At 61.5% G+C, this 17,850-nt stretch carries 19 protein-coding genes and 1 tRNA gene; 7 read left to right on the top strand and 13 right to left on the bottom strand.

Annotation, left to right across the window (positions count from 1 at the left end; genetic code table 11):
• The first annotated feature begins 85 nt into the window (after positions 1–85).
• Positions 86–718 carry a hypothetical protein gene (locus tag GRI34_RS13235; protein ID WP_199800311.1) on the top strand — a complete coding sequence of 211 codons (633 nt, stop codon included), beginning with the start codon at positions 86–88 and terminating at the stop codon, positions 716–718.
• Here GRI34_RS13235 and GRI34_RS11450 read toward each other — a convergent pair.
• From GRI34_RS11450 to GRI34_RS11440, 3 genes are all read right to left on the bottom strand, one after another.
• Entirely contained in the window at positions 672–1,979 is a 1,308-nt protein-coding gene (locus GRI34_RS11450) for a homoserine dehydrogenase (RefSeq protein WP_160596037.1), read from the bottom strand. The genes GRI34_RS13235 and GRI34_RS11450 overlap by 47 nt on opposite strands.
• Positions 1,972–2,388 (bottom strand): acyl-CoA thioesterase, encoded by a 417-nt coding sequence (locus GRI34_RS11445; protein ID WP_160596036.1) that lies wholly within the window; start codon positions 2,386–2,388, stop codon positions 1,972–1,974. Before GRI34_RS11445 ends, GRI34_RS11450 begins: the two co-directional genes overlap by 8 nt.
• A 69-nt stretch (positions 2,389–2,457) precedes the next feature.
• Positions 2,458–3,279, bottom strand: a complete 822-nt coding sequence (locus GRI34_RS11440) for a hypothetical protein (RefSeq protein WP_160596035.1) — start codon at positions 3,277–3,279, stop codon at positions 2,458–2,460.
• Between the two features lie 371 nt (positions 3,280–3,650).
• Here GRI34_RS11440 and GRI34_RS11435 point away from each other — a divergent pair, with 371 nt between their 5' ends.
• The 5 genes from GRI34_RS11435 (at position 3,651) to GRI34_RS11415 (ending at position 6,807) form a co-directional block, all read left to right on the top strand.
• The gene (locus GRI34_RS11435) at positions 3,651–4,322 is read left to right on the top strand and encodes an energy transducer TonB (protein ID WP_160596034.1); all 672 of its coding nucleotides are present in this window, start codon (positions 3,651–3,653) and stop codon (positions 4,320–4,322) included.
• A 50-nt stretch (positions 4,323–4,372) separates the two neighbouring features.
• Positions 4,373–5,161 carry a MotA/TolQ/ExbB proton channel family protein gene (locus GRI34_RS11430; protein WP_160596033.1) on the top strand — a complete coding sequence of 263 codons (789 nt, stop codon included), beginning with the start codon at positions 4,373–4,375 and terminating at the stop codon, positions 5,159–5,161.
• A 75-nt stretch (positions 5,162–5,236) separates the two neighbouring features.
• Complete coding sequence (locus GRI34_RS11425; RefSeq protein WP_199800161.1) at positions 5,237–5,767, top strand: ExbD/TolR family protein; 531 nt, start codon at positions 5,237–5,239, stop codon at positions 5,765–5,767.
• Between the two features lie 36 nt (positions 5,768–5,803).
• Positions 5,804–6,235 carry an ExbD/TolR family protein gene (locus tag GRI34_RS11420; protein WP_160596032.1) on the top strand — a complete coding sequence of 144 codons (432 nt, stop codon included), beginning with the start codon at positions 5,804–5,806 and terminating at the stop codon, positions 6,233–6,235.
• A 140-nt stretch (positions 6,236–6,375) separates the two neighbouring features.
• Complete coding sequence (locus tag GRI34_RS11415) at positions 6,376–6,807, top strand: ExbD/TolR family protein (RefSeq protein ID WP_160596031.1); 432 nt, start codon at positions 6,376–6,378, stop codon at positions 6,805–6,807.
• 3 nt (positions 6,808–6,810) lie between these two features.
• Here the strand turns inward: GRI34_RS11415 and GRI34_RS11410 are convergent, their stop codons facing one another.
• The 5 genes from GRI34_RS11410 to GRI34_RS11390 are packed head-to-tail and all read right to left on the bottom strand — an operon-like array spanning position 6,811 to position 12,679.
• Entirely contained in the window at positions 6,811–9,279 is a 2,469-nt protein-coding gene (locus tag GRI34_RS11410) for a ligase-associated DNA damage response DEXH box helicase (RefSeq protein ID WP_160596030.1), read from the bottom strand.
• 46 nt (positions 9,280–9,325) lie between these two features.
• Complete coding sequence (locus GRI34_RS11405) at positions 9,326–10,144, bottom strand: DUF2059 domain-containing protein (protein ID WP_160596029.1); 819 nt, start codon at positions 10,142–10,144, stop codon at positions 9,326–9,328.
• Between the two features lie 23 nt (positions 10,145–10,167).
• Positions 10,168–11,571: a phosphoglucomutase/phosphomannomutase PgmG gene (gene pgmG, locus GRI34_RS11400; protein ID WP_160596028.1), complete on the bottom strand. Its 1,404-nt coding sequence runs from the start codon at positions 11,569–11,571 to the stop codon at positions 10,168–10,170.
• On the bottom strand, positions 11,568–11,870 hold the full coding sequence (locus GRI34_RS11395) for a J domain-containing protein (RefSeq protein WP_160596027.1): 303 nt from the start codon (positions 11,868–11,870) through the stop codon (positions 11,568–11,570). The genes pgmG and GRI34_RS11395 overlap by 4 nt, the downstream gene beginning before the upstream one ends.
• The gene (locus GRI34_RS11390) at positions 11,867–12,679 is read right to left on the bottom strand and encodes a division plane positioning ATPase MipZ (protein ID WP_160596026.1); all 813 of its coding nucleotides are present in this window, start codon (positions 12,677–12,679) and stop codon (positions 11,867–11,869) included. The genes GRI34_RS11395 and GRI34_RS11390 overlap by 4 nt, the downstream gene beginning before the upstream one ends.
• 89 nt (positions 12,680–12,768) lie before the next feature.
• Between GRI34_RS11390 and panC the strand changes: the two genes are divergently transcribed.
• Entirely contained in the window at positions 12,769–13,620 is an 852-nt protein-coding gene (gene panC, locus GRI34_RS11385) for a pantoate--beta-alanine ligase (protein ID WP_160596508.1), read from the top strand.
• Positions 13,621–13,649: 29 nt separating this feature from the next.
• Here panC and GRI34_RS11380 read toward each other — a convergent pair.
• The 5 genes from GRI34_RS11380 to GRI34_RS11360 form a co-directional block, all read right to left on the bottom strand.
• Positions 13,650–13,723, bottom strand: a tRNA-Gly gene (locus GRI34_RS11380).
• A gap of 57 nt (positions 13,724–13,780) precedes the next feature.
• Positions 13,781–14,413 carry an OmpA family protein gene (locus GRI34_RS11375; protein WP_160596025.1) on the bottom strand — a complete coding sequence of 211 codons (633 nt, stop codon included), beginning with the start codon at positions 14,411–14,413 and terminating at the stop codon, positions 13,781–13,783.
• Positions 14,410–16,263 (bottom strand): cation:proton antiporter, encoded by a 1,854-nt coding sequence (locus GRI34_RS11370; RefSeq protein ID WP_160596024.1) that lies wholly within the window; start codon positions 16,261–16,263, stop codon positions 14,410–14,412. The genes GRI34_RS11375 and GRI34_RS11370 overlap by 4 nt, the downstream gene beginning before the upstream one ends.
• 92 nt (positions 16,264–16,355) lie before the next feature.
• On the bottom strand, positions 16,356–16,892 hold the full coding sequence (locus GRI34_RS11365) for an adenine phosphoribosyltransferase (protein ID WP_160596023.1): 537 nt from the start codon (positions 16,890–16,892) through the stop codon (positions 16,356–16,358).
• A gap of 94 nt (positions 16,893–16,986) precedes the next feature.
• Positions 16,987–17,838 (bottom strand): cytochrome c1, encoded by an 852-nt coding sequence (locus tag GRI34_RS11360; protein ID WP_160596022.1) that lies wholly within the window; start codon positions 17,836–17,838, stop codon positions 16,987–16,989.
• Positions 17,839–17,850: the final 12 nt, after the last annotated feature.

Raw genomic sequence — 17,850 nt, 5'->3', positions numbered from 1 at the left:
GTTCAGTCCTTGAAGCGAGGGTGGGCCAAAAGGTGGGTGGCCCGCGAATTCGTATGCGCGCGCCGATATACGCAGGAGCAACACGTTGTCGAGACTTGGCGGTGCAGGCGTCTGCATTCTTTTGATTGCATCCTCGCACTCCGCATTCGCCCAGGACGGGCTGGAAGCCCAGTCAGCCACACCGCCCGAAAGGATTGACATCCTCATACGCGAGGAAGTGGACGAAGAAGACGAACAACGCCTCGAAGATTGTAGCGAGGAACAGGATGCAGCGGAAATCTCGCGCGAGATCATCGTCTGCCGCCGTCGCAACACAGAGAATGCGAAATATTACGACAAGGACGAAACCGAACGACGCATCGCTGCGCGTTCGCAAGGTCAGAAACCCGTAGATACTTTCGGCATCCCAAATCACGGATTTGTGGCAGCACGAGGCTGTTTCATTGGTCCGTGCCCGCCCCCGATGCCCGTCCTTATCGATGTCCGTGCCTTGCCCGAAGCCCCGCCGGGATCGGATGCAGACAGAGTCGCGCGCGGTCTGGCGCCACGTGGAAACGACGGTCTCGTCGCGCCTGGCCCTAGCGAGGCAGAAGTCGTTCACAGCGCTGGCATGCAGGAAAACGCAGACCAGCTCGCCCTGCCCAAGCCCGACCTGCGCGACGATGAGGAGGTCAGTCCTTCAGGATCGGCATCACCAGAGGAGCAGCCGTCAGGCTAGGCGAGCCTTCCAGGAGCGACAGCGCTTCTGATACGCAGCGTTCCGGCCCTTCATGGGTCACCATGGCAACCTGCACTTCCCCACCATCGTGGTCGCGGCTGCGCTGGATCATACTTTCGATCGATACACCTGCGTCGCGCATGGCGGCGGTTATCTCGGCCAGCACACCGGGCCGGTCCGCGACTGTAAAGCGCAAATAATCGCGCCCAATCCTGTCGCCGGGGTCGGCCGCAGCGCAGCTTTGCAGTGCCGTCACAGGAACGGAGAACGGTGCACCGCTCTGGCCGCGCGCAATCTCGATGAGGTCGGCCACCACGGCGCTGGCGGTCGGCTTGTCGCCTGCCCCTGCACCCTGGAAAAGCAGCCTGCCCGAAAAATCGCCTTCCGCGACCACGGCATTCGTCGGACCGGTAACCGCTGCCAGCGGATGGCGGAACGGCACGAGGCACGGGCGAACCCGCTGGAGCAGTCGCGGGCCTTCCCCGCTGTCCTCCAGCGTGGCGATACCGACTAGCCGCACGACATAACCGAGGGCATCAGCCTGAGCGATATCGCTCGCACGGACCTGTGTGATGCCCTCGGTCTGGACCGCATCGAAATCGATCCGCGTCCCGAAGCCGATGGCTGCAAGGATCGCCAGCTTGTGCGCGGCGTCCACGCCTTCGATATCGAAAGCCGGATCGGCTTCGGCGTAGCCCTTCTCCTGCGCGGCCTGAAGCATCTCGTCGAAGTCGGCGCCCGTGCGCTCCATCTCAGACAATACGTAGTTACAGGTGCCATTGAGAATGCCGTAGATACGATTGAGCGCATTGGCGGCAGTACCTTCGCGCAATCCCTTCACGACCGGGATACCGCCAGCCACCGCAGCTTCGAAAGCGAAGGGCGATTTCTTGATCGCGGCCAGTTCGGCCAATTCGAGCCCGTGATGGGCCACCATCGCCTTGTTAGCCGTGACCAGCCCCTTGCCCGCGTCGAGTGCGGACCGGGCAAGCGTGAGCGCGGGACCGTCGGATCCCCCGACCAGTTCGACCACAATATCGACATCTGCACGGGCCGCCATCGCCTGCATGTCGTCGACCCAGGCGTAAGGGGAGAGATCGACGCCTCTTTCCTTGCCCTTTTCGCGGGCCGACACCGCCACAATCTCAATGGGCCTGCCGGCGCGAGCCGCAATCATTTCGCGATTGGTCTCGATCAGGCGGATTACGCCGGTGCCGACGGTACCGAGACCGGCCAGCGCGATGCGCAAGGGATCAGACATCGGTAACCTCCCGTGCCGGGAAGCCGAAGGCCTCGCGCACCGCGTCTGGCACCGGCGTCGGTCGGCCCTCGGGCAGGTCGACATGGACATTATGCAGGCGGATCTCGGCGCGAAGGTCGCCTTCTTCGGCACCATGAAGTGTGATGAGCGTCTCCATGCTCGAGTTGCCGATCCGGACCACGGTAAGGCGGCCCTCGATCAACTCCTCGAGGCGGATTGGCGCAAGGTAATCCACCTCTGCGCGGCGCACGTGAAACTCGACGTCACTTGGCATTCCGCGCTCCCGCGCTTCTCGGAAAAACTCGCTGACCAGGACGTCGGCGTATTCGAGGTACCGCGAATTGAAGACGACGCTTTGGGGGTCGACCTCTGCGTAGCGCACGCGGAATGTATGACGATAAAGATCCATGCGGAATCGCCTAGCGCAGCATATGCACCCGCGTGAACCAGTTTGTCTTTGCCGGCCCTAAGCGGGCATTCAGTCGGTTGTACGCTCGCAAGGACCTAGCTGGTCGATCACGAAGGCATAATCGCGAGCAGCGAGCTCGCGTGCGCGCTGGTCCTGAGCGAGATTCGCCGTGCCCGGCAGGTCCTGCGGCAACGCGCAGGCGAGGCGATACCATTGCAAGGTCCCGGATTGTGGCGGGCGCGCGGCCTGGTCGACAATTTCGGTCCATGACACGCCCCAGCGCGGAGCCTGGCCGGGGCGGCGAACCACGGTTATCGATACCGGCCCGTCTTCTTCCGTATCGAGGAACAGCTGCGTTTCCGACTCGCCCACGAGCGTTCCCTCGACAGCAAGCGCATCGGAGACACGCGTGATTTTGGGCGGAGCCTGTGGAGATACGAGATCGGCGAGGATCGGCCGCAACCGGCTTTCCAGCTCTGGCGAATAGCGCAACTGCGCATCGGTGCCGATGAGCTGGATTTCTCCCGGACGGCCAGCCACCGGCCTCGCGAACAGGATGACTTCCTGCTTCTTCAGCTTGGGAACCTTGCCTTTCGCATCGAGGGGGACATCGACGAGATACTTCAGTTCTTCGCCCACCGGCACGGTCCCGGCGATCAGCGAGCCGGTACGCGCCTCGACATAGAGACGCGCAAATCCGGGTGCGAGTCCCGGTGAACGCTCGGGTGAAACCTGCGCCTGCTTTCGGATTTCGGCCCTGATGACGAGCGGCGTTCCGTCGGAAAGCTCAACCAGATCGGCATAGGTAAGGCGCGGCGCATTGTCCTGCGCGGCAGCCGGAACGGCAAGCGCCACTGCCGCCGATATCGCGAAGAAAGTCTTTGAAAACATGGGAGCCATAAGCCCTTTCGAATGCTGGGACCATTAAGGTTTCGCCATCTCGTAGGTCAACCGATCCAACGCTGCCAAGGTTCCTCTCATCGTAGCCGTGAATTGCCCCTTAACCGGAAAAGGGTTTGCCCCTGTAAAGCATCGCAGCTAAGGGATGGGCCTGAGCCGGGCGAATGATACAATATTGCCTGAAACGACCGTTTTCGGGAGTTTTCGGGAACAGCCCCTGGTTCGCAGCGCTCTATCCCCTAGGGGATATTGCTTGCATAGTATGGAATTCGGCGTCGGGATTGCGGTCAGAAACACCTCCCCCCACGGCGCCAAAACGGCCCGGTGCGAATCGGGCAGACACGATGGAGTGATGCAACCGAATGGCTTATGCTGACCAAGAGATGAGTGGCAATCGCATCGTTGCGATCATCATCGTTGCCCTCATCCACATAGGACTCGGTTACGCACTGATTACCGGACTTGCCCTCGATGTGGCCAAGTCGGTCGTCGAACGCGTGACCACAATCGACGTGGAAGAGCCGCCGCCGCCGGAGCCGGAGGACGAACCTCCGCCACCGCCGGAAGACATCCCGGAGACGGCCCCCCCGCCGCCCGTGGCACCGCCGCCGCCGATCAATATCGCTCCGGCACCACCGCCCATCCGCACCCAGACGACGATTCCGCCGCCGGCACCGCCCGCGGTCGTGATTCCGCCGCCCGCCCCTCCGGCACCGCCGGCACCGCCGCCCGTAAACAAGGCACGTGGCGCCTCGCCCAAGGGCCAGCGTAGCTGGGCCAGCCGGATCCAGCGTAACTATCCGCGCCGCGCAGAACGCGACGGTATCGAAGGTAACGTTGGTGTAAGCGTGACTGTAGGTACCGATGGTCGTGTGGCCGGCTGTACAGTTACAAGTTCAAGTGGTTCGAGCGACCTGGATACCGCAGCGTGCGATGGCATGACCCGCTATGCGCGTTTCGATCCCGCACTCAATACGGCAGGCAATCCGATCACGGATACCTACCGGACCACGATCGTCTACCGTCTCAACTAAGCTTTTCCCGCCGATGAGGCGGAACGTAATTTTCGAGAGGACTACTCGCTATGACCTTTGAACTTCTTGCTGCTGCCGCCGATGCAGCTCCGCAGACCTCTTTCGGTTTCTGGGAAGCAATGGAACAGGGCGGCTTCGTCGCCTGGTTCATTCTCTCCGTCATGATCATCATGTCGGTCGGTTCGTTCTACATTCTCTTCACCAAGCTGTTCGAACAGCAGAAGGTGATGAACCAGTACAAGGGCGTGAAGAACACCTTCTGGCGCTCCAACTCGCTCGATGAAGGCGCCAAGAAGCTCGAGAAGAACAGCGCATGGCGCCAGCTCGTCGACGACGCCGTCAAGGCGCGCGACAGCCACCACAAAATGGGCGACAGCCTCGAAGCTCATGACTGGCTGCACGGCTCGCTCGATCGTTCGGAAGCGACGATCAACGCCAAGCTCGCCGGCGGTCTGCCGTTCCTCGCAACCGTCGGTGCAACCGCACCGTTTGTCGGTCTGCTCGGTACGGTTATTGGTATCTACCGCGCCCTGATCAACATCGGTGCGGCCGGTTCGGCTTCGATCGACAAGGTTGCAGGCCCGGTTGGTGAAGCACTGATCATGACCGCCATCGGCCTCCTGGTCGCTGTTCCGGCCGTGTTCGCCTACAACTGGCTGCAGAGCCGTAACCGTCGCATCGCCGAACTCATGAGCGGTTTCACCACCGACCTGCTCGCCAACATCAGCTCGGACGGCAAAATCCGCCCAGCTGCGATGACGGCAACGTCGACCCAGCAGGCAGGCAAGGTAGCTGCCAAGCCCGCAACCGGCACTGCGACCGGCGCGGTCAAGAAGTAAGAGGGACCGGCGGGGGCCGTTGGCCTCCGCCTCCTCGGACACATTGATTTCTTTTAGCTACGGACAGGACACAAGATGGCGGTTTCAGTAGGCGGCAGCGCGGAAACGCCGATGTCGGACATCAACACCACCCCCCTCGTGGACGTGATGCTGGTGCTTCTGATCATCTTCCTCATCGCGGTCCCGGTCGCGATCCAGACGATCGAGAAGCTCGAGATCCCGATCTTCGAATCCCTGGAATCCAAGGACAAGGTCGAGAACCTTCTCCTTACGGTCAGCACCACTGATGCATCGGGCCGCAGTGCTGGCGAGCCTGGCTTCGAGGGCGCATCGCGCAACGGCGAATGCCGGGTGTATTTCAACAACATCACTCCGGTTTCCTCGGAAGAGCTTTATGACCAGGCCTTCGAACGGCTGGACCAGATCGTTCAGCGCTACGGCGGACCGGAAGCGATCATGGAAGACCCCGAAGCAATTCCGCAGGTCCACATCCGCGGTGACGTGAACGCACCGTGGTCGTGCGTCGCGGGGGCGATCTACAACGTGCAGGCGGCCGGTTATCCGACTGTCGGCTTCATCTCGAACCCGGTCGACCCGAACGGCTGATCGGCTTCGAGCCAGAATTTCTAGGGAGATACCCTCATGGCAATGTCAGGCGGCAAGGATGATGGCTCGCCGATGATGGAAATGAACATGACGCCGTTGATCGACGTCCTGCTCGTTCTCCTCATCATGTTCATCATCACGATCCCGGTAGCGACCCACTCGGTCGATATCGACCTTCCGCAACCGAACCCGAATCCGCCGCCCGTGACGGTGGAGCCGGACAAGAACAAGCTGGTCATCACGCAGCAGGACGAACTGCTGTGGAACGGCGAAGTCATCCAGGAAGGCGACCTCGTCAACCTGTTGGCGCAGTCGCTGACGATCAATCCGGAACCCGAACTGCAGTTCGAGCCGGAAGCAACCGCCAGCTACGAAGCTTCGGCTCGCGTGCTTCAGATCATCAAGTCAAGCGGTGTGACCAAGTTCGGCTTTGTGGGCAACGAACGATATCGCAGCTTCGGCAAGTAGGCTTCGAAACCACAGATTGAGAGAGGGGGGCGGAGCGATCCGCCCCCTTTTTCGTGCCCGGAAACCGATGCTTCTCCAGGCGCACATTGCGCTCCTCCTTTGTTATGTTATGCTGTTACATTCCAGTGAGGGAGAAAGACATGCCGTATCCCGCAAGAGCCCGACAAAATGCCGGCCGCCCGTTGAGCGATCTCAACATCACTCCACTTATCGATGTAATGCTCGTATTGTTGATCATGTTCATTTTAGCGATCCCGATCGCTGCCCACGCCCTTCAGGTGCCGCTGCCGACCGGAGGGCCTTCCAACCCTATCGAAGAGACGAATGTCGTGCATATCGACGCGTCCGACCGCCTGTTCTGGAACGGCGCCGAGATGGACCGGCAAGATCTGCTCAACCAGCTGGCAGGCGTCGCGGCCATGGACAGTCAGGCCGTTGTGCGCTTCGACCCGGATGGCAGAGCAAGCTATGCCACTTCCGCCCGCACCCTTGCCCTGATCAAGGATTCCGGGGTCGAGAATTTCGCGTTCGTCGGGAACGAGCGCTATCGAGACTTCGCGCGCGCGCGGTAAGGTTCAATCGAGCTCGGGAGCCTCGTCGATACGCATGGCAGCGCCGGCGAGGCTTTCAGCTTCCAGCAGGAGTTCGTCGTCGACCGAGCCTTGCGGCGTCGCTTCGCGGCCGATCATGACCATTACGGGAACGGCCAGCGGGCTAACCCGGTCGAGTTCGACATGGACCAGCTCTTCCGCCGCACGGTCGAGCAAGCTCCCCAAACGGCCGACGTCCGTCATGCGCGTGCGCGCATCCGCCCAGGCGGCTTCCAGGAGCACGTGGTCCGGCTCATACTTCCGAAGGACATCATAGATCAGGTCTGTCGAAAACGTGACCTGCTTGCCAGTCTTTCGCTTCCCGGGGTGCTGCCGCTCGACCAATCCACCAATCACTGCCACTTCCCGGAAGGCTCGACGCAACAGGTGCGAATTTTGAACCCACTCGATAAATTCGTCCTGCAGGATGTCCGGCGACAGAAGCGGGGCAGGATCCTCCACCGGCTTCAAACCCCAGACCGCCAGAGAATAGTCATTGGCGACAAATCCTCCCGGCATCAGGCCCCGGTCCTCCATCCGGCGCGTGATCAACATGCCGAGGCTCTGGTTCGCGTTCCAACCCTCGAAGGTGTAGTACACGCTGTAGTGACGTTTCGCGTGAGGGAAGCTCTCGACCAATAGCTGGCCCGGCCCCGGCATCTGCGAGCGCCAGTCCTGCACCTCCAGCCATTCGCGCACATCGTCGGGGAAACGCGCCCACCCTGCCCGGTCGACCAGCATACCTCGCACGCGGTCGGCCAGGTGCGTGGTGAGCGGCATTCGCGCCCCGCCATAGCTTGGGATCATCGCGCTCGCCTTGGCGGCCTTCACGAGCACTTCCATGTCCTGCAGCTTCACGACCTCCAGGCTCATTCCGGCAAAGGCAAAGGTGTCGCCGGGGCTGAGAGAGGCTGCGAAGCGTTCCTCGATCTTGCCTAGGCTGCGTCCACCACGCCCCCGACCTGAGTTGATCCTCACCTCCAGCATCTCGCTGTCGATGATGATCCCTGCATTCATTCTGTGCCGCTGGGCCTGTTCGGGATGGCTCAGGCGCCAGACACCCTCACTGTCGCGCACGATACGCTTGAACTTGTCATAGGCTTCGAGCGCATAACCGCCGGTGGCGACGAAGGTCAGCACGCGCTGCCATATCTCCTCGTCGACCCAAGCATATGAGAGACTGGACCGGACCTGCGCCAACAGCTCGCCTTCCTCGAAGGGGGCGGCACAGGCACAGGCCATCACATGCTGGGCGAGCACATCGAGGCCTCCGGGACGGAAATCCTCTCCGTCACGCCGTCCTTCGTCGACCGCCTCCTTGGCCGCGGTGGCCTCCAGGAATTCGAAGCGATTGCCCGGAACCAGCAGCGCCCTGCTCGGCTGGTCGAGCCGGTGATTTGCACGCCCGATGCGCTGCAGCAGGCGGCTCGAACCCTTCGGAGCGCCCATCTGGACGACGAGGTCGATATCGCCCCAGTCGACGCCGAGATCGAGGCTCGCCGTCGCGACGAGCGCACGCAGTTCGCCGCGCGCCATCGCGCCCTCCACCTTGCGCCGCGCCTCTTTGCTCAGCGAACCGTGATGGATGCCGATCGGCAGGTTTTCCTCGTTCACATCCCACAAGTGCTGGAAGATGTATTCAGCAAGGAAACGCGTATTCGTGAACACCAGCGTCGTGCCGTTTCTGCTGATCCGGTCGTAAAGCTGGGGAATGGCCCATGTCGCAGCATGCCCACCCCAGGGCACCCGCTCCTCGTCCGGTAGCAGTAATTCGACTTCCGACGGCGCGCCCTGCTCGCCCTCGACCAGCTCGACCGTGTCGAGCTCGCCCCACGGGGCGAGCCACTCGCGGAAAGCTTCCGGACTGGCAACCGTTGCCGACAATGCAGCGCGCTGCATGTCCGGCGCAATCGCCTGGAGTCGCGACAGGGCAAGCGCCAAGAGATCGCCCCGCTTGCCGGTGGCGAAGGCATGCACCTCGTCGATAACTATTCGCTTCAACCCGGAGAAGAGTTCGAAGCTGTCCGGAAAGGACAACAGGAGCGACAGACTCTCAGGCGTCGTCAGCAGGACATGCGGGGGTTTCTGTCGCTGGCGCCGCTTGCGATCCGACGGGGTATCACCGCTCCTTGTTTCAACAGTGATCGGCAGGCCCATCTCTTCGATCGGCGTGAGGAGATTGCGCTGCACGTCATGCGCGAGCGCCTTCAGCGGTGAGACGTAAAGCGTGTGCAGGCCATCTGACGGAGCCTTCCCGTCAAGTCGCTCTTCGGCAAAATCGGATAGCGTTGGCAGAAAACCCGCAAGCGTCTTGCCCGCGCCGGTGTCGGCAACAAGTAGGGCATGGCGCGAAGCATCGCTGGCCTGCAGCATCTGGCGCTGGTGCCGGCGGATGCGCCAACCCCGACCGGCAAACCAGTCGTTGATCTGGGAAGGAACCGCCTGCTCGCTCACCTAGTCACAGCGCATCGAAAGGGGCGTCGTTCCCGATGGCCGGACGTCAGAAAGGCGAATCCGATTCTGCCGTCTCCGCCGCGACCTCCATGCCCAGCTTCAGGTCCGCTTCGCTCAGCCCCGACAGCTCCAACAGGCGCGCCTTTTTTTCGGCAGTTAGCGTCTCGAAGGTTTTGCGCTCCGGGAGATCGTCCATAGCCGCTTTCATCTTTTCGCCCATTTCGGCGAACTGCTCCATCATCATGGGCATGCTAGTCATCGCCGCGCTCATGATGCGGGGATCGTTTGCCAGTTCAAACGACTTGGTGGCGAAAGAAGCGCCCGAGGGCGTCGAAAAGAATGCGTCGAGATCGGCCAGCTCGGTCGTTGTGAAAGCGACAGCGTAGGCTTCGCTCATCCCCTTGCGCATGGCAGGCTCCATCGCCGCCATGACTTCTCCCATGGCTTCCTGAAGGAAAGCCATTTCGCGGCGCTGACGCTCCTCCCAATTTGGATCAACGATCCCGGCGATTTCCTTCACCTGCTCATCGGTCACCTCAAGCTCGGACTTGTCCCAACCGATCGTCTCGGTCAGGTCGGGGCCCGCTTGGGCGGCAAGGTCCATGAAGGGGCCGAGCATTCCGCCGAATGTCGAGTCGATCACCTTCTGCATTGAGCCTTCGGGCATCATCTTGTCGACGACTTGGCGTGCCATCGGAAGGCGTGCTTCCTCTTCCGTTGTAAGCGGTTCGACGGCGAAAGCTTCGGTAAGCGCGGCCATCACTTCGGCCTCTTCGGCTGCCTTGTCCGCATCGGCATCCTGCGCCAGGACCGGCTGGGCCGAAAGCGCAAGCGGCGCGCCCAGCGCCAAGATCCAGTTCTTCATTGCTCAACCCTCCTCGAAAATTCTCAGTGCCCGACGCTCTCGCCGCGTTCCAGGCCAGAAAGGCGCAGTTGCTCGTCAATCTGGTCCATCAGGCGCGCGAGACCTTCCTGCGTTTCGCTTTCGGCCCGCGCTACGAGCACGTCCTGCGTGTTCGAGGCGCGCAGCAGCCACCAGCCGTCCTCCGTATTGACGCGCACGCCATCGGTGCCGTTCACCTGCGCATCACTATTGGCGAGGCGGTCCTTCACTTCCTCGATAGCTGCGAACTTGCGGCTTTCGTCCACCTGGAAACGCATTTCAGGCGTGTTGATCATATCGGGCATCGCGCCGCGTAGATCGGTCAACGATTTGCCCAGACGCGCCGATGCGGCCAGCAGCCGTACGCCCGCATAAAGCGCATCGTCGAAACCGTAATATTCGTCGGCGAAAAAGACGTGGCCGCTCATTTCGCCAGCCAGCGGCGAGCCTGTTTCCTTCATTTTGGATTTAATCAGCGAGTGGCCGGTCTTCCACATCAGCGGTTCGCCGCCGCACTTCTCGACATGGTCGAATAGCGCGCGGCTGGCCTTCACATCGGCGATAATCGTAGCGCCTGACATGGTCGCGAGGAGGTCTTCGGCATAGATCATCAGCAACTGATCACCCCAGATCACGCGGCCTTCGCCGTCTATCGCCCCGATCCGGTCCCCGTCGCCATCGAAAGCGACTCCGAAATCGAGGGACTTTGCGGAGACGAGCCTTTTCAAATCGGCAAGGTTTTCCTCGACAGTAGGGTCGGGATGATGATTGGGAAATTCGCCGTCGACTTCGGTATAGAGAAGATGATGCTCTCCGGGCAGGCGCTCGACCAGCTTCTCAAGAGCGGGTCCGGCCGACCCGTTCCCGGCATCCCAACCGACGCGAATCCCCTCCAGCGCCTCGGCATCGATCCCGTCGAGGGCGGTGATCATGCGCGAGACGTATTCGTCGACGATATCGCGATCCTCGACCGAACCCGCACCGTCGCTCCATTCCCCGGCAGCCGAACGCCTGCCAAGCTCCTGAATGTCCTCCCCGAAAAACGGACGGCCCTGAAAGACCATCTTGAAGCCATTGTAATTGGGGGGATTGTGGCTGCCGGTTATTTGAATGCCGCCATCGATATCGCGGTCGCTTGCTTCCGCATAGTATAGCATCGGTGTCGGACCGAGACCCACGCGAACCGCATCGCAGCCTGCTGCGTTCAGGCCTTCGATCAGAGCATGTTCGAGCATCGGGGAGCTGACCCGTCCATCGTAACCCACTGCAACCCGCTCGCCCCCGGCTTTGCGCAGCATGGACCCGAATGTACGGCCGATAGCGCGCGCATCTTCCGCGCCCAGTGTCTCGCCGATGATGCCGCGGATATCGTATTCGCGCAGGATGGTGGGGTCGAAAGTATGGCTCATCGGGGAGGCTCCGGAGATTCGTAAGGGAGTTCGTTGATCAGCAGGTCGCGTGCGGCGTTCAGTTCCTGCATTTGTGCCTTGTCACCGCCCTTGTCGGGATGGAGCATGCTGGCCATCCGGCGGTGCGCTTCGCGAATCTCGCGGTGATCGGCGCGCGCCGAAACATTGAGCAGCTTGCGCGCCTTGAACAGCGCTTGCTCGCGCGTCGGGGTGGCGCGAAGGTAATCCCACGGCCATTTGCCAAGTGCCCAGCGACATAGGACGGAGATCAGGGCGGCAATAATCAGGAAGCGGATCATTCGGCTGCCTCCTCAACCGGCGTAAACGTTCTTCCCCGTAACCTCAGTGCAGCGACGAGGCCGCGCAGCTCCTGCCGGGCGACCAGGTGGCTGGTGCCCAGATCACCCAGATGCCCCTTGTCGAGGAGGGTGAGGCCGGAAGGGAAAAGCTCGCGATAGATTACGCGCTCCGACAAGCCTTTCGCAGTGCGAAAGCCGACGCGTTTGGACATTTCCGCAAGCGCTTGTTCGATGCGCGCCATGTTGCGCGCCTCGGTGTGACCCGTGCGATTGCGCACCACGACCCAGTCCATTTGTGCCCGCTGCTGGTCGATCTGCTGGCGGCCACGCTTGATCCGCGCCTCCCAGATGAGTTCCGCATAGAACGAGAGCTTCTTGACCTTGAACGTCTCTCCCTCGACCTGGCCGATGAGGTCGAAGTCGACGAAGCTGTCGTTCATCGGGGTCACGAGCGTATCAGCCTGCGTCGCGGCGAACCGGGCGAGCGAATCGTCACGCCCGGGCGTGTCGACGATTATGAAATCGGCTCCAGCGCTGTGCTCCTCAACGAAGGCGGCGAACTCCTCCGGTGCCAGATCCTCGATCGTATGACAGCGCACTGTAGGCAGCTCGATGTCCCGGCGCTGCGCGGTATCGGCGCGGTTCTCGAAATAGCGGCACATGGTGCGCTGGCGATGGTCAAGGTCGAATGCCACCACATCCGCACCGCGATAGGCCAAGGCAACGGCCACGTGAACGGCCGTGGTCGATTTTCCGGTGCCGCCTTTTTCATTGGCGAAGGTAATCCAGTGGGGTGCGGTCTGGGACACGGTAAGTAAAGATACTCGCAAATTGTTGCTGCAAGCCCGCGCTCGGCGCTAGGGCGTCTGAAATGATCCTTATCCAAGGGGATAGACTGGTGCAAACGGCCCGTGAACTGGAAGTGTTGAGGAAGGCGGTCGACGCGCTGCGAAGCGATGGCGCAAGCATTGCTCTGGTGCCGACGATGGGCGCCCTGCACGAGGGACATCTGACCCTGATGCGCGAAGCCAGGCGCGCCGCGGATCACGTCGTCGCCTCGATCTTCGTCAATCCGCGCCAATTTGGAGAGGGCGAGGACCTCGACGCATATCCCCGCCAGCTTGCGCACGATTCCGAACTGCTCGAGAAAGAAGGCGTGGCGCTGGTGTGGGCGCCGCAGCCGCAGGAAGTCTACCCGCCGGGCTATTCGACCAACATTTCGGTTGCGGGCATCAGCGAAGGGCTGTGCGGCGGCGACCGGCCCGGCCACTTCGACGGCGTCGCCACGGTTGTCTGCAAATTGTTCAATCAGGTCAGGCCGGACATCGCCTTTTTCGGCGAGAAGGACTGGCAGCAACTTGCCGTCATCCGCCGGATGGCGCGCGACCTCGACCTGACCCAGCCCCATGTCGATGCGATCAAGGGCGTGCCGATCGTGCGTGAAGATGACGGGCTCGCGATGAGCAGCCGAAACGCATATCTTTCCAGCGAGCAGCGCGAACAGGCAGGTGCCCTCCCCCGCGCCATGCGCGATGCAATTGCTGTCCTGTCGAAAGGCGGACAAGCCGACCGACCGCTCGGCAATCTTCGCGAAGTGCTGGATGTCAGCGGGTTCGACAGTGTCGATTACGCTGAATTGCGCGATGCAGACAGCCTGGAGCCTTTGCCGAAGGACAATGGCAATGCACGCCTCTTCGTGGCGGCACGTATCGGCGGCACGCGGCTGATCGACAATATGGCGGTGGAATAGACCCTACAGACGCTGGCGAGAGCGGAGGTTGGAGCGGGTAAGGGGAATCGAACCCCTCTAGCCAGCTTGGAAGGCTGGAGCATTACCACTATGCTATACCCGCCCACACCTGCTTGGGCGGGAGCGCAGATGCCACCGGGAGTGGCCCCGCGTCAACAGGTCATTCGCCGTTCGTGCTGCTTTCTTCGCCGCCCGCCTCATCGCTCTGCGTGATCGTCTCGATCAGGGTCGGCGCACGGGTCTCTTCGGCGTCGATAGCCTTGGTTTCGATCTTCACTTCCACACGGCGATTCGCTGCGCGACCCTCTTCATTGGGCGAGCCGTCAGGTAGGGCATTGGGTTCGACCGGGTTCTGTTCGCCGAATGCAATGATTTCGATGCGTTCTTCCGCGACGCCGTTTTCGACGAGGAAGTCGCGCACGGCCTCGGCGCGTTCTTGCGACGCAGTCTCGTTCGCCTCGTCGCTTCCGTCGGTATCGGAATGTCCGCCAAGGAGAATGCGGCCACCTTCGCCCATCTGGGGCGACTTCAGGATCGTAGCGAGCTCTGCGCGCGCAGCCTCGGTCAGATCGCTGGTCCCATCAGGAAAACCCAACGTCGTTTCGAGCGGCGGAAGCGCGTCAGCAGCGGGACCTCCAGCAGTACCCTCACCGTCTTTCTCGAAGATCGAACGCGGACCATCGCTCTCCGTAGGTGCCGGTTCAGGTGCCTCCTCGCGGCCGCAAGCCGACAGACCGGCTGCTGCACATGTCAGGAGGGCCGCAGCGGCCCAGCTGTTCCAATTCCGGGTCATGCCGGCTCTATCCCCTGTTTACGTCCAGACTTCTTGCGCGCCGCGTTTTCTTCAGCCGTGCGAGGCTGGGGCGGAAGGAAGCTCAAGATGGTGTCGCCAGCGCGCGGTTCGGGCCGCGACGCATGGGTGAAGAAACGAATGACCCCGCCCCTGCGGATCAGCAGCAGCATGTTTGCTGCATCGGGCAGCCGCTCCTGCGCGTCCTCGAAGTCGAATTCATCGGACAGCCTGGTCTTGCGGAACACCCATCCCTGGCGCTGGCGCTCGGAAACATCCTCAACGCCGAAACCGGATTCGAACAGGGCGCGACCGCGCAAGCTTTCCGGCAGCGAATGCTTGTCGTCGGATTGCGCTGCCTCGCCCAGCTGGAATACCGCGTCGCGTCCGATCTCATGCGCGAATTCGTTGCAGACGAGCGCGTTGTAAGCCTCGTTCTCCGTCGCCGCGACCAGGTTCTGGTACGGTGCCAATTCGAGATTATGCTCCGTCGCCTCGTTCAGGATTTCGCCGTGATAGAAGGGAATGCCCTTTTGGCGGGCCAGCGCAAGGCGTTGCCAGCTGGAATCTACGATCAGGACCGGAGCCTTCATCTCCTGGACCTGCTCCGCCAGCGCGATGGTCCAGGGCGTGCTGCCGACGATCAGGATGCCGGGGCGGGTTGCGCCCTTCACCTTGAGCAGCTTGGCCACGAAGTCGACGGTGAAACCATGCGCCACGATAGTCACGACGACCACGGCGAAGCTCAATCCGATCAGCAGGTTGCCGTCGGTAAAGCCGAGGTCCGAGAGGCGAAGCGCAAAAAGGCCAGAAATCGCGACCAGCACGATACCGCGCGGTGCGATCCAGGCGAGAAACAAGCGCTCGTTCCAGGGAATATTGGTGCCAAGCAGGCTTATCAGGATCGTCGCGGGGCGCACGAGGAACAGCAGCGCAAGCAGGAACAGCGCAATGGGCCAGTTGATGTAGCGAATGTCCTCGATACTGAGCGATGCCGACAGGAGGATGAAAATCCCCGACACCAGCAAGACCGCGATGTTCTCCTTGAACGGATGGATAGAGCGCAGGCTCGATACATTCATGTTCGCCAGGGCTACCCCCATGACCGTTACGGCTACGAGACCAGCCTCATGCTCTATGAGATTAGAAATCACGAATACGCCGACTACGGCGGTGAGTAGGACGGGTACCTTGAGATATTCAGGAACGGCGCCGCGCGGAAAGGCCCAGGCGATCGCAAGCGCAGCGATATAGCCGATAAGGCCGGCGATGATCGCGGCAATGATCAGCGGCGGTACTACCTCGAAAAGCGTAGCATTGGGTTGTTCTGCGACTTTACGGAAATATTCGTAAGCGATCACGGCGCAGAGCGCGCCCGTCGGATCGTTGACGATGGCTTCCCACTTCAGAATCGAGGCCGGTCGCGACTTGATCGAGCTTTGCCTGAGTAACGGAATGACGACTGTCGGGCCTGTCACCACCAGGATGCCACCGAAAAGGATCGCCACTTCGGGGGCCAGGCCCGCGATGTAGATGCCCGCCAGCGCACCCAGCAGCCACCCGATCGCGACGCCCACCGTAGCGAGGCGCATGACGGCGCTGCCAGTATGGCGAAGTTCGCGGAAATCGAGGCTCAGGCCGCCTTCGAAAAGGATCAATGCGACCCCGATCGCCACCATCGGTTCAAGCAACTCGCCAAAGGCATGCTCGGGATCGAAAATGCCGAGCACAGGCCCCGCCAGGAAACCCGCCGCGAGCATGAGGACGATCGCGGGCCAACCGGTCCGCCACGCAACCCATTGCGCGCCGATTCCCAGAATGCCCACCAACGCTATGACTAATGTTTGTTCCATGCCCCTCGCAACGCCACTCGACCTTCGCCAGAAGGCCTATGTGCATCAATGCCCGAAAGTCGAACTATTTCCAAATTCGTCGGAATTCTTGCCTAGTCGCCCTCGAATTGCATGAGCGAGGTCACCTCAACGCTGCAATTGCGCAGCTTCTGCGCGCCTCCAAGATCCGGCAAATCGATAATGAAGCTGGCCGCTTGGACATTCGCGCCTGCCTTGCGCAGCAACTCCGTTGCCGCGCATGCTGTGCCCCCAGTGGCCAGCAAGTCATCGACGATTGCCACGTGGCAGCCATCTTTGACGGCTTTCGGATCCATCTCGAGCCGGTCGCTGCCATATTCCAGAGCATAGTCGACGCCGATGGTCTCGATGGGCAGCTTTCCCGGTTTGCGGATCGGAATGAACGGCTTGCCGAGGGCAGCGGCGACCGCGGCGCCGAAAATGAAGCCGCGGGCCTCCATGCCGGCGATCGCATCGGCTGGTCCTTTGGAGACTTGGGCCGAAAGCCAGTCCACACTTGCCCGAAAGCCTTCGCCATGACCGATCAAGGTGGTGATGTCGCGGAACTGGATCCCGGATTTTGGAAAGTCCGGGATGGTCCTGACAAGCGACTTCAGTTCTTCAGGTGACATGGTGCGCCTTTTGACTGGAGGGTGACACATATGAAAACGCCCCCGCCATCGCTTCGATGGCAGGGGCGTTCAAATAAGAGCGAGAAGATCTCGATCAGTCTTTCTTGGGCTTCACTGCGGCCCAGATCTGCTGTTTCGACATGTACGCGAGGATCGTCGCGAACAGGAGGAAGATGAGCACCGGCCAACCGGTCTGCTTGCGCTTCACCAGGGTCGGCTCGGCCGTCCAGGTCAGGAAAGCGGCGACGTCTTTCGACATCTGCTCGATCGTTGCTTCCGTACCGTCGTCGTATGTGACTTGGCCGTCAGTAGTCAGTGGCGCAGCCATCGCGAGGTTGAGGTTCGGGAAATACACGTTGTGGTGCAGGCCCGGTCCCGGAGCTGCTTCGGGATGCTCTGCAAGGAGCTCTTCCGAAGGAGCCTGATATCCCATGAGTAGCGACGCGACATAATTTGTGCCGTCACCGCGCGCCTTCGTCATCAGCGAAAGATCCGGCGGGATCGCATTGTTGTTGGCAGCGGCCGCAGCCACAGCGTTGGGATAAGGCGACGGGAAGTAATCGGTCGGCAGGCCCGGACGCATGGCAGCTTCACCTGTGTTCGGGTCGATGCCTGGCACCTGCTTCGATGCGGCGTAGGCCTTTACCTGGCCTTCGTCATAGCCGAGCTCTTCCAGATTGCGGAAAGCCACGAACTTGAGGCTGTGACACGCAGCACAGACTTCATCGTACACCTTGAGGCCGCGCTGCAGCTGGGCCTTGTCCCACTTGCCCAATGGCCCGTCGAAGGAGAACGAGAGGTCCATCGGTTTTTCGTAGGGCAGGTGACCCGCCGGCTCTTCCGTTGCGGCGTTATAGGCGCCGATTACGAAAGCGAAGAGAGCTACAAATGCGAAGCCGAGGCCAACCAGGATGGCTACGAGGCGGACGCTGAGAAGTTTGGTCATGACCTGAAGATC

The organism is Qipengyuania aquimaris, assembly GCF_009827445.1.
Classification (GTDB): Bacteria; Pseudomonadota; Alphaproteobacteria; order Sphingomonadales; family Sphingomonadaceae; genus Qipengyuania; species Qipengyuania aquimaris.
The sequence above is the reverse complement of the archived record's forward strand: the minus strand, read 5'-3'. Positions and strand labels throughout refer to the sequence as shown.

Coding starts and splice junctions, on each gene's coding strand:
- GRI34_RS11450 (WP_160596037.1), bottom strand. CDS start 1,979: ATGTCTGATCCCTTGCGCATCGCGCTGGCCGGTCTCGGTACCGTCGGC.
- GRI34_RS11445 (WP_160596036.1), bottom strand. CDS start 2,388: ATGGATCTTTATCGTCATACATTCCGCGTGCGCTACGCAGAGGTCGAC.
- GRI34_RS11440 (WP_160596035.1), bottom strand. CDS start 3,279: ATGTTTTCAAAGACTTTCTTCGCGATATCGGCGGCAGTGGCGCTTGCC.
- GRI34_RS11435 (WP_160596034.1), top strand. CDS start 3,651: ATGGCTTATGCTGACCAAGAGATGAGTGGCAATCGCATCGTTGCGATC.
- GRI34_RS11430 (WP_160596033.1), top strand. CDS start 4,373: ATGACCTTTGAACTTCTTGCTGCTGCCGCCGATGCAGCTCCGCAGACC.
- GRI34_RS11425 (WP_199800161.1), top strand. CDS start 5,237: ATGGCGGTTTCAGTAGGCGGCAGCGCGGAAACGCCGATGTCGGACATC.
- GRI34_RS11420 (WP_160596032.1), top strand. CDS start 5,804: ATGGCAATGTCAGGCGGCAAGGATGATGGCTCGCCGATGATGGAAATG.
- GRI34_RS11415 (WP_160596031.1), top strand. CDS start 6,376: ATGCCGTATCCCGCAAGAGCCCGACAAAATGCCGGCCGCCCGTTGAGC.
- GRI34_RS11405 (WP_160596029.1), bottom strand. CDS start 10,144: ATGAAGAACTGGATCTTGGCGCTGGGCGCGCCGCTTGCGCTTTCGGCC.
- pgmG (WP_160596028.1), bottom strand. CDS start 11,571: ATGAGCCATACTTTCGACCCCACCATCCTGCGCGAATACGATATCCGC.
- GRI34_RS11395 (WP_160596027.1), bottom strand. CDS start 11,870: ATGATCCGCTTCCTGATTATTGCCGCCCTGATCTCCGTCCTATGTCGC.
- GRI34_RS11375 (WP_160596025.1), bottom strand. CDS start 14,413: ATGACCCGGAATTGGAACAGCTGGGCCGCTGCGGCCCTCCTGACATGT.
- GRI34_RS11370 (WP_160596024.1), bottom strand. CDS start 16,263: ATGGAACAAACATTAGTCATAGCGTTGGTGGGCATTCTGGGAATCGGC.
- GRI34_RS11365 (WP_160596023.1), bottom strand. CDS start 16,892: ATGTCACCTGAAGAACTGAAGTCGCTTGTCAGGACCATCCCGGACTTT.
- GRI34_RS11360 (WP_160596022.1), bottom strand. CDS start 17,838: ATGACCAAACTTCTCAGCGTCCGCCTCGTAGCCATCCTGGTTGGCCTC.